A 13,512-nucleotide genomic window follows, 5' to 3' on the forward strand; every position below is an offset into this window, starting at 1 on the left:
CCGAATCTGCCACCGCGCCGAAGCACGAGCGAGTGGCAGGACTGACTCTTTTCGCATAATTCCTGCCGTATCCTCGAAGCCATGCGAACCGTCGCGGTCGCGCTGGTCGACGACATGCCGCTGTTCGAGCTGGCCATCGCCGCCGAGGTGTTCGGGCCGTCCCGGACCGACCTCGCCGATCCGTGGTACGAGCTGCGGTTCTGCGCGGCGAAACCGGAAACCCGCACCGAGTTCGGCTTCCGGCACCACGCCAGTGACAGTCTCGACGCGCTCGAGGACGCGGACACCGTGCTGGTTCCCGCCTTGCCGTACGCGTGTGTCCAAACTGGACATCCGGTCCCGCCGGAGCTGGTCAGCGCGGTCCGCGCGGCGGCCAAAACCGGCGCGCGGATCGTTTCCCTGTGCACCGGCGCGTTCGCGCTCGCCGCGGCGGGGCTGCTGGACGGCCGGCGAGCGGCGACGCACTGGATGTACGCCGCCACGCTCGCCCTGCTGTATCCGCAGGTCCAGGTGGACGCGTCGGTCCTCTACGTGGACGACGGGCAGGTGCTCACCAGCGCTGGGCGCAGCGCGGGAATCGACCTCTGCCTGCACGTCGTGCGCAGCGACCTCGGCGCACACGTCGCCAACGAGGTCGCGCGCCGGATGGTGCTGCCCGCGCATCGCGGCGGCGGGCAGGCGCAGTACGTCTCCGCGACGGTGCCGGACACCGACGACGCCGGGCTCGGTCCGGTGCTGCACTGGGCGACGCGCCACCTCGACCAGCCGTTGACCGTCGAACAGCTGGCCCGCCAAGCCGGAGTCAGCCCGCGCACGTTCGTCCGCCGCTTCCACGAGGCCACCGGGACCACGCCGTTGCAATGGCTGCTGGACCAGCGCGTCCTGCACGCCCGGAGCCTCTTGGAATCCACTGACCTGCCGATCGGCCTGATCGGCGAGCGCAGCGGCCTCGGCTCGGCGGCCAATCTCCGCCGCCATTTCACACTCCGGCTCGGGACGGCTCCGACGGACTACCGGCGCGCGTTCCGCGGATGAGCCCGATCGCGGTCAGCCCGGCCGCGAGGGTCAGGGCGACCGCGGTCCAGCACGCGATCGTCACGTCGGTGGCGAGGAAAGCCGTGGTCAGCACGGCGACTCCGATGGTTCCGCCGAGTTGCTGCACCGCGTTCAGCAGTCCGGCCGCGGAACCCGTCTCCGAGGGACGGACGAGCGCCAGCGCCGCGGTGAAGAACGGCACGGTGAACAGTCCGGTTCCCGTTCCGGCGACCGCCAGCGCGACCAGCACCGGCCAGCCCAGCGCGAGCCCGGCGATACCGACAGCGAGAAAAGCCACGCCGGCGAAGAGAATCCGGGTCCCGAAGCGCGGGACCAGCCAGCGTCCGGCCGCAAAGGAGGAAACCGCCAGTCCGCACGACCACGGCAGCAGCGAGAGTCCGGCGGTCCGCGCGTCGGCTTGCTGGGTCAGTTGCAGGAACAGGACGACGACCTGGGTCAGGCCGGTCATCACCGCGAAGAACAGCACTGACGTCGCCAACCCGGCGGGGAAGCCCAGGCCGCCGAAGAGGCTGCGCTCGATCAGGCCGCCGCGAAACCGTTGCTGGAGCGCGAAAACCACGAGCACCGCCACCCCGGCAGCGACGAGGTAACCGTTCCACTGCGTGAGCAATGGGCAGACCACGAGCCCGGCGCCGAGGACGACCAGGCCGGTCCCGAGCAGGTCGAGCCGCGGACGGGAGGCGGACCGGTCCTCCGCGAGCAGCCCGGACGCGGCGAGCACGGCGAGTCCGAGCGGGACGTTCACCAGGAACACCGACCGCCACGACCACGCGTCGGTCAGCAGCCCGCCGAGGACCGGTCCGGTCACCGCGGCCAGCCCCATCACCGGTCCGATCATGCCGAGCGCCCGCGCCCGGGCCGCGCCGTCGAACAGGACGCGGATCAGCCCGATCGTCTGCGGGATCACCAAAGCGGCCGAAGCCCCTTGCAGCGCCCGGAAAACGAGCAGGAACCCGGGAGTGGCCGCGGCCGCGCACAGACCCGAGGTCAGCACGAAACCGGCCACGCCGACCTGGAAGGTGCGGCGGCGGCCGATGATGTCGCCGAGACGTCCGCCGGTGATCAGCAGGAGCGCGAAGGGCAGCGTGTACCCGGCGGTGTAGAAGGAGATCGTGCTGGCCGCGCCGCCCAGTTCGGCGTGCACTGCGGGAGCGGCGACCTGGACGATCGTGGTGTCGAGGAGGTTCATCGCTTCCGCGACGAGCAGGACCGCGAGCGCGGCCCAGCGGCGTGAGTCGTTCATGCCGCCAGCCTGGGCAGCGACCAGACAAGATTCCAGCTGTCCGCGTGTATGAGCAGAAATCTTCCACCCCGGACGGTTTGGTGCAGAATCAAGCCATGCTCGACGACCTCGACCACGCCCTCGTCCACGCGCTCCAGATCGACGGCCGCGCCCCGTTCGCGCGGATCGGCACCGTTCTGGGCGTATCGACGCAGACGGTTGCGCGCCGCTACCGAAGGCTGCGCTCCGAAGCAGGATTACGCGTTGTCGGGCTGGCCGCGCCGCATCGCGCGGGACAGACGCAGTGGCTTGTGCGGCTCACCGTTGTCCCGGCAGTCGCGCAGCGCGTCGCCGACGCGCTCGTCCGGCGCACCGACACGACCTGGGTCAAACTCGCCGGCGGCGGTACCGAAATCTGCGTCATCGTCCACAGTGCCAACGACTCCGAGCACGGCCTGCTGCTGCACGATATCCCGCGCACCACCGGCATCACCGCCGTCTCCGCGCACCAGTTGCTGCACCTGTACCACGGGGGCCCCACCGCCTGGCTAGGCCGCGCCGAGGTCCTGACCGACGCTCAACGTCGCCAGCTGGAACCGGAAACCCGCACCACGCACACCGAGGCGACCCCTGCCGACGAGCCTTTGCTCACCGCGCTTCAGCGCGACGGCCGCCTCGGCCAGACCGAGCTGGCCGCCGTCACGGGCTGGTCCGCCGCGACCGTCGCCCGCCGGATCGCCGATCTGCGCGCGGCCGAAACCCTCTATTTCGACGTGGAAATCGATGCCCGGCTCTTCGGCGCGACCACCCAGGCGCTGCTGTGGATGGCGGCAGCCCCAGCCGATCTCGACGCCGTCGCCACCGAACTCGCCACCCACCGCGAGCTGGCCGTCGTCGCCGCGACCACCGGGCCGACGAACCTCCTCGCGCACGCGCTCTGCGCCGATCCGCCTGCCCTGCACCGCTATCTCACCCACCGGCTCGGCGCGCTGTCCGGCATCCGGTCCTGCGAAACCGCGCCGGTCCTGCGGACACTGAAGGCCGCCAGCCCGCTCAGCCGCTGACCGCCTCGTACACCCCGGCGATCAACGCCACGAACGGCACCAGCGACAACAGCACCAGGAATTCCGAAATATCCAGCAGCCGCGACCAGTACGGTGACCGCACCCCGCGCGCGACCCGCGTCGCGTAGAACAGCGACACCACCGCGGCGAGCACCAGCGCCAGCCCGGCCGCGAGAAGTGCGATCCGCTGATCGGCCGCGATCAGCCAGAAACCCGCGGTCAGCAAAGCGACGAGGCCGAAGGCGACCAGGACCAGCCGTTGCGTGCGACCCGCGTACGCGCGGGAACGCTGAATCCACGCCGTCCCGAGGAGCGCGGCCAGCCCCGCTTCCCACGGTCCGCCAGTGGCGAGCACGATCGACGAGCCGACCACCACCAGCCCGAGCGCGACCAGCAGACTGGTGAGCAACGCCTGTGCATACGTCGTGCGGCCAGCCATTTCCGCGCCGAGCGACGGCTGTTCGTTGGCGCGGAAGGATTCCATGTCGTCCGGCACGCGCGGAAGGGGCATCCGGCCCAGCCGCAATGCGAGCATCGGCGCGACGGCTGCCAACGCGGTCGCGAGCACTCCCGCGACGGCCGCGGCGGCAACCGGTTTCGCCCCAGTCAGCAGCACGATGCCGGTCGCGATCGCGCCGATCCCCGCCGAACCGACGGCCGCGACGAAGAACGGCAGCCGATCGGCCACCGAAACCGCGGCCAGCACGCCGTAAACGGTCACCGCGGCGAGCCCCGCGGCAAGCGGTCCGGTCGAGAGCGAGAAGGCCGAATGCGGTGGCAGCAAAGACATTCCGGCCAGGAACGCCACGCCGACCCCGGCCAGCGCACCAGCCGCACCCGCGCCCGAATCGCCGTACGCCCGGCTCAGCGCACCGCCGCCGAGCAGCAACACGATCGCCAGCAGCCCGGTGCCGATCGGCGCGAGCACGCTGCCCGCCAGCGAAGCCTGGATCAGCAGCCCGCCCGCGAACAGCAGCAGCGCGGCCGTCGTGATCCCGGCCCGTCGCGCGATCTTCGGCCCCCACGCGGTCGACGCGGATTCGCCGACGCTCGCGATCGAGTCGACCACATCGTCGAACAGCAGCGGTCCGCGCGGACGTTCGCGCGGGGTCAGGTGCAGCACCTCGCCGTCGCGCACCTGCGCGGCGGCCACGGTGAGCCCGAGCGCGAGCGGAGCGCCGCCGAGCCGCGACAACACCCAGCCCGGATGCTCGGCCGACGCCTGTCCGGCCGCCCCGGCCAGCCGGACCAGCTGCGGCACCAGTTCGGCGAACGTGCTCTGCTGCGGCAGCGCGACGTCCACCCTGGCGCGCGGGGTGACGATCGTGACGCGCCGGGTCGACCCGGCGACGGCCGGCGCGCTCACTGCGGGGACCTGGACGCCTCGATCACCGGGGCGAACTTCGCGCTGCTCGCCTCGGCAAGCTTCTGCAGACCCGCGTTCACCGCTTCGAGAACGATCTCCGACAGCGTGCGCGCGTCGAACTCGCGGATCGCGCGCTGGTCGATGTCGACCGAGGTGAACCGGCCGTCGCCGCGCAGCGTCACGGTCACCTCGTTCTGTCGCGAGGCGGCCGTGACCTCCATCGCCTCGACCGTGCGCTGGATCCGCTGCACCTCTTCGGTCTGCTTGCGGACCTGCGCGAGCAGCTCGTCCATGTCCGGCACGGCATACGGTTCAGTCACCGTCGTTCTCCTTCTCCTGCGGGGTTTCCCGGCGGACGTGCACGCTGGCGACGAACTTCCGGAAGTCGGGGACGAGCGTGCGCGCGTCCTGCGGACCGGCCGTGCAGACCAGCTCCAGCACGACGCGCCCGGCCGGACCGGGCACGGTCAGGAACACCTGGACCTGCAGCAGATCCTGGCCTTCGCCGGTGCGCAGCCGCAATGTCTGGGTGCAGCCGGGGGCGGCGGGGCTGCCGACTTCCTGCCGGTCGAGGACCTCCAGCAACGCCATCGTCCGGCCGAGCCGTTCGACCGCCTCTTCGGCGATTTCCTTTATCGGCAAGGCATCCTCGCGCTGCTGGATGCCGAGCGTGATGTTCGGCGTGAAGTCCGCCTCCGGATTCGGGTGCACTGCCACGAAAACAACGCCGGACACGACAGGCGGCACCGGCGTCCAGCCCTCCGGGACGTCGAAGCCCAGCGGCAGTGTCACCAGATCCGCCATGGCGCTCACCACGAACCCACATACTGCACGGCGTCGTCCCAAGCCCCGCCCAGCGCGTTCGCCGCCTCGCCCGCGGCGTCGCCGACCGCGTCGATCGCCGCGCCGCCGTATTCGCTGACTGCCGCGCCGACCTTCGGCAGATCGATGTCGATCTTCGCGCCCAGTCCGGCACCGAGCCCTAATGCGGCACCGGCCTTGAAGTTCACCTTCACGTGCCCGTTGTCATACACGAACTGGCCGTCGAGCTGCGCGCCGATTCCATATTGGACACTTCCGCTCGCGCCTACGCCGACGCCCGCGACATCCGCCGCGACCTGGCCCTCCAGCTTGCCGCCGGCGAACGCGTTGGCGTGCACGCCGAGCCCGTGCACCCCCAGCTGCCCGGAAGCGCTGACCTCGCCGCCCGCGAAAGCGGAACCGCGAGCGCTGCCGTGCGCGGCACCGTAGCTTCCGCTCGTCCCGACGTCCTCCCGGAACCCCAGCTCAGCGTGTCCGGACGCCTTCGCGTCCCAGCCCTGCGAGGAGACTTTCCCGTCGTACTCCGGAATGAAGCCGTCTTGCTCGTGTGCCGTCTTGTAGTAGGTGATCTCGGTGGCGCGGGCGATCGCGCTCTTCGGCTTCGGCTGCCCGAACGGCGTGTCGGCCTTCTTCGGCGCGCGCGTGCCTTCCAAGCCGTTCCAGGTCAGCTTCTTCCAGCCGGAATTGCCGAACCACGACGGCACCGAACGCGGCCGCTTCCGCCCGTCGAGCGTGTCTCCGTTGACCCACGACAACGGGCCATAGCCGCGTTTGCCCAGCTTGCCCGGCTTGCTCATCGGCCCGGCCCACGGCGCGGGGAACAACTCCGCCAACGCGTCCGACAGCTCGTCGGCGACCTGCCCGGCCGCCGCGACCGCCTGCTCACCCAAATCCCTTGCGGCCGCGATAAAAGCACCGACCGCGTTCGGATCCGCTGCGCGCGCTTGATTGACGAGCTGCGCCCCGTACTGATCGAACTGCGAGAGGACTGAATCGACCCCAGAACGCGCCCACCGTAATAACTGTCCGGCCATCGACAGCCGCTCGCCTTGCTCGGCCAGCTTCGTGCCGTCTTCCGTCAACACGTGCGCAACGTTGGTCGCAGCTGTCGCGTACGCGGTGTACGCGGCACCGTCCCAGTCAGCATGCAATGCCGTGGCAGCGTCCGCGATTTCGGTGGCTTTGCCGGTAATCGTGGACGCGTTGGTGCCACAGCGGTTCGCCGCCGCTTCGAGCGCCGCCGGGTCGCCGGTGACCCGACGCTGGTATTCGACCAGCACCTGCCGGTAGTTCGACAGCACCGAGCTGACGACTCCGGACGCGTCCACGGCCACCGGCTACGCGCCCTTCGCGTCGATGTCGACGTGCTGCTGGAAGTGTTTGCCCTGATAGGTCACGTCGACATCGATGTCCACGTCCTGTCCGGCCGGGGCCTCGACGGTCGACTGCCCGGTGTTCAGATCGGTGTGGATCACGACCTCGTGCGCACCGGTCGACTGTCCGGGCACCGAAGGCGCGGGAGCGGGAGCCGGATCCACGGGGATCCAGCTGTTCGCCGGGTTCGCCCCGGTACCGGCACCGCCGCCGGAAGGCCAAGCTCCAGTTCCGCTGCCGGACGGCCAGCCGCCGTGGGACAGTGCGGGCGGCGTGTAGTTCGTGAACGACGGGACTCCGCCGCCGCTGCCGCCGATCGCCGCCTGCCCGGACGCGCTCGCGACCGGCGCGGGCAGCTGCGGCGCGCTGACCGGAGTACCGGAGATCGCCGCGTTGCCCGCCGCGCCATTGGCATCGGAAGAACCGTGGTGGAACAGCTTTTCAATGTCCCCGATGATCGTCGCGACCTGCGTGATCTGGTTCGCCAGGTCGCCCGCGCCGAGCGCCTTCAGCAGACCGCCGACCGCGGTGATGAATCCGCGCAGCGTTGCGCTGGTGGCGGTGGAAAGCGCGACCGCAGCCCCGTAGGTCCACCAGTTCGACATCAGCGACGCCACGGTCGGGTTCACCGCCGCGACCACCGCCCGGTACGCCTCCTGCGCGGTTTTCACCAGCGTGCCCGAGACGCCGAGCAGTTCGGCGCCCTTCTCGATCACGTTGATGATCTTGGTGAGCTGATCGAGCGAGTGGGAGATCTTCCGCAGCGCCGATTCCGACGCCTCGCCGGACCACACCTTGCCGAGCTGGTCGGCGGCCTTGCTCAGCTCGGTGTAGAGCGAGGTCAGCTCGGCGGCCTTGTGCAGCAGGTCGAGGACGTGCTTCGCGATCTGCTCCGGCTGGCCGGTGACGATCTGCGGCAGCACGGTGATCGGGCCTCCGCCGGAAGCGGTGGCGTCCATCGCGCTGGAGTTCGGGAAGAGCATCGGACCTCACTTGGTCGGTGGTCGGGGTCAGACGGAGGCGGGCCGGTACACGCTGACCTTGGCCAGTCCGCCGAGGCCCGGATCGAGCAGGCCGTGGTTGTAGAGGGCGCCGCCGTCCCCGGCGACGCCGATCACCGGAGGGCGGCCGGCGAACTGCAGCGGCTCCACCACGACGACGTCGCCGCTGTGCACGCCCCCAGGCACGTCGCCGAAGGTGCGCGCGGTGCCCGAATAGACCTCGATCAGGCCGACGCGCGCCTGGTTGTCGGCGTCGCCGGCGAGCCAGTCGTTGAAGTCCGCGACGCCGTGGAACCGGGCGTCGGTCAGCGGATGCTCGGCGAGCCTCCCGAGGTCCGCGTCGCCGAGGTAGCGCAGCACGTTGCCGACCGAGGACGGTTCGCCGTGCGCGCCGGCGCTGTCGGTGATCGCCGCCGCGGCCAGGTGCGCCGCGTGCGGGGTTCCCCAGATCGACGTCAGCGGCGGCGCCGAAGGTCCCCCGCCCCCGCCGTAGCTCTCGGAGACTGCTTCGTCGGCGCTTTGGTAAGCGTCCGCGCTGTGCTTGACCAGGTCGTTGATCTCCTGCAGCAACTGCAGCAGCGACCGCACCGCGGTCACCTGCTGCGAGTGCAGCGCTTCGTTCGCGGCCGCGACGACGCTGCCGAAACTGGCGAACGTTGTCGGCTGCAGGACGAGTTTTTCCAGGTCTGCGACGGCGTTGATGCCGTGGGCGATCACGGCGCCCACGTTGCCGACGGTGGAGCGCATGGCCTCCGGCTCGGCCCGGTACTCGCCGGTCGTGCCCATGGCGCTCCCTCCCGGTCTCCTGCGATCGACGCACCGGTGCGGGGCGTCTGCGCAGAGCGTAAGTTCGCGCCGCCGGGCGAGCGGACGGCAAAAGTACCCACCGCGAGCGGGCGACCGGCGGCCAAAATACGGGGCATGAGTGCGCCCCGCGACCGCCTCGGCCTGCTCGGCGAGCAGCCGGGGGAGATCATCCTGCAGTCCCCGCCGATGCTGCCCAAAAGCGGCTCCGGCGGCGTGCTGCAGCTCATGATGTTCCTGCCGATGATGCTCGGCATGGGCGCGATGTCGTTCGTCTACATCGGACGCGACGGCGGGGTGATGACCTGGATCTTCGGCGCGCTGTTCGTCACCGCGATGGGCGGCATGATCGTGATGTCGCTCGGCCGGGGCGGCATGGCGAAAAAGGCGCAGATCAACGAGGAGCGCCGCGACTACCAGCGGTATCTCGCCGGTCTGCGCACGCGCGTCCGCGCGGTCGCCGACTCGCAGCGCGCCACGCTGATCGCGCAGCAGCCGGATCCGGCGGACCTGTGGGCGTATGTCGAAACCGACCAGCACTGGGACCGCCGCCGCGGCGACCGCTCCTTCGCGATGGTGCGCGCGGCGACCGGTCCGCAGCCGCTCGCGACGCCGTTGCGCGCACCGCAGATCGCCCCGCTGGAAGAGCTGGACCCGGTTTCCTCCACCAACCTCAAGCACTTCATCCAGACCTTCTCGACCGTCGAAGGCCTGCCGGTTTCGGTGTCGCTGCGCTCGTACGCGGCCGCGACGCTGTCCGGCCGCAGGTTCGACGTGCTCGGGATGACGCGCGCGGTGCTGGCGCAGCTGGTCACTTTCCACTCCCCGACCGACCTGCGCGTGGCGTTCTGCGTCGCCCCGGATCGTTCGCACGACTGGGAATGGGCGAAATGGCTGCCGCACGCCACCGCGCCGGTCCTCGCCGACGCGACCGGCCCGCGACGCTTGTTCGCCGACAACGCCACGGAACTCGCGAAGCTGCTCGGTCCTGACCTTGGCGACCGCCCGGCGTTCTCGCGGCGCGGGGCGTCGGCGGACCTGCCCCACATCGTGGTCGTCGTCGACGGCGGCGACTCGCAGGGCGAACCGGGGCTGCTGGCCGAAGAGGGCCGGCTGGGCGTGACGGTGCTGGAGATCGGCGGCGACCAGCCACGCACGACGTCGACCGAGCGGCTGCTGAGCCTGCACGTTTCACCGGACCAGCTCGGCATGGTGGTCCTGGACGGCACCGAAGCGCGGCTCGGCTTTCTCGGCACGCCGGATCGGCTCGACCACGGCGCGGCCGAAGCGCTGGCGAGAATGCTGACGCCGCTGCACCAAGGCGGCGCGGTGGTCAGCGAACAGCCGATGTCCTCGACGTTCGGGCTCGCCGGACTGCTCGGCATCGGCGACCCGCGCGACACCGACCCGACCGTCACCTGGGCCCCGCGCCCGGCGCGCGACCGGCTGCGGATCCCGTTGGGCGTGAACCCCGAAGGCCGTCCGGTCGAGCTGGACCTCAAGGAATCCGCCGAGGGCGGCATGGGCCCGCACGGGCTGGTGATCGGCGCGACCGGGTCCGGGAAGAGCGAACTGCTGCGCACCCTGGTCACCGCGCTGGCTGTCACGCATTCGTCGGAGACGCTGAACCTCGCACTGATCGACTTCAAGGGCGGCGCGACCTTCGCGGGCATGACGAACCTGCCGCACACCTGCGCGGTGATCACGAACCTGTCCGACGACCTCGCGCTCGTCGACCGCATGGCGGACGCGCTGAACGGCGAACTGCTGCGGCGTCAGGAACTCCTGCACTCAGCCGGAAATTACGCGTCAGTGCGCGATTACGAAAAGGCGCGCGCGGACGGCACGCCGCTGCAGCCCTTGCCGTCGCTGCTTGTGATCATCGACGAATTCTCCGAACTGCTTTCGTCGCGGCCGGAATTCATCGACCTGTTCGTCGCGATCGGACGGCTCGGCCGCTCGCTGGGGATCCACCTGCTGCTCGCGTCGCAACGGCTGGAGGAAGGCCGGTTGCGCGGGCTCGACTCGCACCTGTCGTATCGAATCGGCCTGCGGACGTTCTCCGCCGCGGAAAGCCGCGCGGTGCTGGGTGTCGCGGACGCCTACCAACTGCCGCCGGTGCCCGGTTCGGCTTACCTGAAGTCCGACAACGACACTCTCATCCGGCTCAAGGCCGCGTACGTCTCCGGCGAATTGCCGCCGCGCAGCCGCATCGTGCGCACCGACGGACAACAACTCGGCGTGCTGCCGTTCACCCTGGGACCGGTTGAAGTACCAGTCGCCGAACAACCCGCCGCCGAGACTCCCGCGCAGGGCACCGGCGAGACGATCATCGGCGCGATGCTGTCCCGTTTGGAGGGACGCGGCCCGGCAGCGCACCAGATCTGGCTGCCGCCGCTGGCCGAACCGCCCACATTGGACCAGCTGCTGCCTCCGATCAGCGAAGACCCCCGCCGCGGTCTGTGTCCTCTCGGCTGGGGCGGCAACGGCAAGCTGACCATTCCCGTCGCGTTGGTGGACAAGCCTTTCGAGCAGCGCCGCGACATGCTGTGGGCGGATTTCTCCGGTGCCGCGGGCAACGCGGTGATCGTCGGCGCACCGCAAAGCGGCAAGTCGACATTGATGAAGGACATCGCGGCGATGCTCGCCCTCACCCACACCCCCGCCGAGGTGCAGTTCTTCATCCTGGACCTGGGCGGCGGCGCGCTGGCCCCGATCGCCGGCCTCCCGCACGTTTCGGGCTACGCCACCCGCCGCGACCCGCAACGCTGCCGCCGGGTCGTCGCGGAACTCGTGACTTTGCTGGAACAGCGGGAAGAATTCTTCGCCGCCCACGGCATCGAATCGATGGCCGCCTTCCGCGGCCGCCGCGGCGAGTTCACCGAAAGCAGCGACGACCGCGAGTTCGGCGACGTGTTCCTGTTCGTGGACAACTGGACCACCATCCGGTCCGAGTACGAACGCCTCGAAGAACAAATCACCGCGCTGGCCCAACGGGGTCTGGGCTTCGGCATCCACGTCCTGGTCTCGCTGAACCAGTGGATCGGCGCCCGCGCGCAACTCCGCGACGCCATCAGCACCCGCTTCGAACTGCGCCTCGGCGACCCGGCGGACTCGTCCATCGACCGGAAAGCCGCGCAAAACGTCCCCGCCGACCGCCCCGGACGCGGTCTCACTGCGGACAAACTGCACTTCCTCGCTGCTCTCCCGCGCATCGACTCCGACCAACGCCCAGAAACCGTCGGAGCCGGCGGCCTAGACCTGATCCGCCGGGTCTCCGCGGCCTGGACCGGTCCGCGCGCTCCCCAAGTCCGCCTTCTCCCGCCGGAAGTCCCCCTGGACTCCCTGCCCGCCGCCCCGCGCGGCCAGATCACCTTGGGGCTGGCGGAATCCACCCTGCGCCCCGTCCATCTCGACTTCCGGACGGACCCGCACTTCCTGGCCTTCGGCGACGTCGAATCGGGCAAGAGTTCCTTGCTGCGCGCCCTCATCACGGGCATCTGCCAAACCACCACGCCCGACGAAGCGCTGATCCTGGTCGGCGACTACCGCCGGGGCCTGCTGGGTGTGGTCGACCAACCGCACCTGCTCGGCTACGCCGGTGCGGAGAACACCCTGACGGACCTGGTGAACCAATGCGCGACCGCGATGCGCAACCGGCTCCCCGGCCCGGACGTCACGCCCGAACAACTGCGCAACCGCTCGTGGTGGCGCGGCCCGGACCTGTACGTGGTGATCGACGACTACGAACTGGTTGCCATCGCCGGACGGAACCCGGTGCTGCCGTTGCTGGAATTCCTCCCGCAGGCAAGGGACATCGGCCTGCACTTGATCCTGGCCCGCTCCTCGGGCGGCGCCGGACGAGGCTTGTACGAGGCGGTCATCCAACGGGTACGGGAACTGGGCTCGCCGGGTCTGATCATGTCCGGAGGAAAGGAAGAGGGCGCGCTGCTGGGCGATGTGAAGCCCTCGCCGCAGCCTGCCGGTCGAGGAACGCTGGTATCGCGACGGCACGGGACGGAACTGGTGCAGGTGGCGTGGACCAAGCCGGTGGAGGATTGAGCGGACTCAGCCGGGGCAGGAAACTTACGAAAGCCCGAGGACCGGGTAAGCCTTCTCGATCGCGGTCAGCCCCGCCACAACCTCCGCCAGCTGCGCGTATTCAAGCTCCTCGAGCCGGAACAACAACCGGTTCCCGCTCGAATGGTCGGCGACTGCGACGCCCTCCGCCTCGACCCGTCCATCAGCGGCGACGGTCACCGTCAGGTCCAGCCAATCCTCCAGCGACGTCAGCCGCGCACTGCCGCCGGACTCCGGGCAAGCCGCCAACTGCTGCCGGAACTCCCGCAGTTCGTTGGCCCGCAATCCGGCGTCCAAGCGCGCGGTGAACCCGCCCGACACGATCTCGATCGGGCTGACCAGCCAGTTCCCGTCCCAGAAATCGTCCGCGCCCGGATGCATCCGCCCGTGCACAGCGATCACCAGACGATCCCCGCGCGGCGCGCCGAACGTGACCGTGTGCATCCCTCTCCCCGGTAGTTGCCCGTCAGTTCTGCCAGCATATGCAGTCCGCGAGCGAGGGAGCCCTGATGCCCGGTCTGATCGAACTGGCTTACACCACCGGCGGAGGCGTCGTCGGCGCCGCGCTGACGAACTACCTCACCAAGGTCCAGGAACGCCGCCACCTCCGCGCCGAGGTCTAGCGGCGGCTCGAAGCGATCCGCGCGATTTTCGGCGGCGTGCCCGATATCCGGATCGGCCGGCCTCCGAACACCGCGGCCAGCCGGAGATCCCTCGCCGACG

Annotated in this window: 11 protein-coding genes; 3 read left to right on the forward strand and 8 right to left on the reverse strand. The window is 70.1% G+C overall.

Features of this window, described 5'->3' with window-relative positions; genetic code table 11:
- Nucleotides 1-81: 81 nt before the first annotated feature.
- The gene (locus ATK30_RS07605; RefSeq protein WP_101434960.1) at nt 82-1,035 is read left to right on the forward strand and encodes a helix-turn-helix domain-containing protein; all 954 of its coding nucleotides are present in this window, start codon (nt 82-84) and stop codon (nt 1,033-1,035) included.
- On the opposite strand, the gene ATK30_RS07610 is transcribed toward ATK30_RS07605, so the two are convergent.
- Nucleotides 980-2,299 (reverse strand): MFS transporter, encoded by a 1,320-nt coding sequence (locus tag ATK30_RS07610; RefSeq protein WP_101434961.1) that lies wholly within the window; start codon nt 2,297-2,299, stop codon nt 980-982. The two genes, ATK30_RS07605 and ATK30_RS07610, sit on opposite strands and share 56 nt — an antisense overlap.
- Before the next feature lie 95 nt (nt 2,300-2,394).
- Here ATK30_RS07610 and ATK30_RS07615 point away from each other — a divergent pair, with 95 nt between their 5' ends.
- On the forward strand, nt 2,395-3,342 hold the full coding sequence (locus ATK30_RS07615; RefSeq protein ID WP_101434962.1) for an Lrp/AsnC family transcriptional regulator: 948 nt from the start codon (nt 2,395-2,397) through the stop codon (nt 3,340-3,342).
- Here the strand turns inward: ATK30_RS07615 and eccD are convergent.
- Genes eccD through ATK30_RS07645 form a run of 6 tightly spaced genes read right to left on the reverse strand, consistent with a single transcriptional unit; the run spans nt 3,332 to nt 8,691 of the window.
- Nucleotides 3,332-4,708, reverse strand: coding sequence for a type VII secretion integral membrane protein EccD (gene eccD / locus ATK30_RS07620; RefSeq protein ID WP_101434963.1), 1,377 nt, complete (start codon nt 4,706-4,708; stop codon nt 3,332-3,334). The genes ATK30_RS07615 and eccD overlap by 11 nt on opposite strands.
- Complete coding sequence (locus ATK30_RS07625; protein WP_101434964.1) at nt 4,705-5,028, reverse strand: YbaB/EbfC family nucleoid-associated protein; 324 nt, start codon at nt 5,026-5,028, stop codon at nt 4,705-4,707. Before ATK30_RS07625 ends, eccD begins: the two co-directional genes overlap by 4 nt.
- Nucleotides 5,021-5,512, reverse strand: a complete 492-nt coding sequence (locus ATK30_RS07630; RefSeq protein WP_101434965.1) for a hypothetical protein — start codon at nt 5,510-5,512, stop codon at nt 5,021-5,023. The genes ATK30_RS07625 and ATK30_RS07630 overlap by 8 nt, the downstream gene beginning before the upstream one ends.
- Before the next feature lie 5 nt (nt 5,513-5,517).
- Entirely contained in the window at nt 5,518-6,864 is a 1,347-nt protein-coding gene (locus ATK30_RS07635) for a WXG100 family type VII secretion target (RefSeq protein WP_101434966.1), read from the reverse strand.
- A gap of 3 nt (nt 6,865-6,867) precedes the next feature.
- The gene (locus ATK30_RS07640) at nt 6,868-7,887 is read right to left on the reverse strand and encodes a WXG100 family type VII secretion target (RefSeq protein ID WP_101434967.1); all 1,020 of its coding nucleotides are present in this window, start codon (nt 7,885-7,887) and stop codon (nt 6,868-6,870) included.
- 27 nt (nt 7,888-7,914) lie between these two features.
- The gene (locus tag ATK30_RS07645; RefSeq protein ID WP_101434968.1) at nt 7,915-8,691 is read right to left on the reverse strand and encodes a WXG100 family type VII secretion target; all 777 of its coding nucleotides are present in this window, start codon (nt 8,689-8,691) and stop codon (nt 7,915-7,917) included.
- Between the two features lie 135 nt (nt 8,692-8,826).
- On the opposite strand from ATK30_RS07645, the gene eccCa reads away from it, so the two are divergent.
- Complete coding sequence (gene eccCa / locus ATK30_RS07650) at nt 8,827-12,771, forward strand: type VII secretion protein EccCa (RefSeq protein ID WP_101434969.1); 3,945 nt, start codon at nt 8,827-8,829, stop codon at nt 12,769-12,771.
- Between the two features lie 24 nt (nt 12,772-12,795).
- Here the strand turns inward: eccCa and ATK30_RS07655 are convergent, their stop codons facing one another.
- Nucleotides 12,796-13,233: a WapI family immunity protein gene (locus tag ATK30_RS07655; RefSeq protein ID WP_101434970.1), complete on the reverse strand. Its 438-nt coding sequence runs from the start codon at nt 13,231-13,233 to the stop codon at nt 12,796-12,798.
- Between the last annotated feature and the right edge of the window lie 279 nt (nt 13,234-13,512).

It is taken from the genome of Amycolatopsis echigonensis (assembly GCF_002846615.1).
GTDB lineage: Bacteria > Actinomycetota > Actinomycetes > Mycobacteriales > Pseudonocardiaceae > Amycolatopsis > Amycolatopsis echigonensis.

Coding starts and splice junctions, on each gene's coding strand:
- ATK30_RS07605 (WP_101434960.1), top strand. CDS start 82: ATGCGAACCGTCGCGGTCGCGCTGGTCGACGACATGCCGCTGTTCGAG.
- ATK30_RS07610 (WP_101434961.1), bottom strand. CDS start 2,299: ATGAACGACTCACGCCGCTGGGCCGCGCTCGCGGTCCTGCTCGTCGCG.
- ATK30_RS07615 (WP_101434962.1), top strand. CDS start 2,395: ATGCTCGACGACCTCGACCACGCCCTCGTCCACGCGCTCCAGATCGAC.
- ATK30_RS07630 (WP_101434965.1), bottom strand. CDS start 5,512: ATGGCGGATCTGGTGACACTGCCGCTGGGCTTCGACGTCCCGGAGGGC.
- ATK30_RS07640 (WP_101434967.1), bottom strand. CDS start 7,887: ATGCTCTTCCCGAACTCCAGCGCGATGGACGCCACCGCTTCCGGCGGA.
- ATK30_RS07645 (WP_101434968.1), bottom strand. CDS start 8,691: ATGGGCACGACCGGCGAGTACCGGGCCGAGCCGGAGGCCATGCGCTCC.
- eccCa (WP_101434969.1), top strand. CDS start 8,827: ATGAGTGCGCCCCGCGACCGCCTCGGCCTGCTCGGCGAGCAGCCGGGG.
- ATK30_RS07655 (WP_101434970.1), bottom strand. CDS start 13,233: ATGCACACGGTCACGTTCGGCGCGCCGCGCGGGGATCGTCTGGTGATC.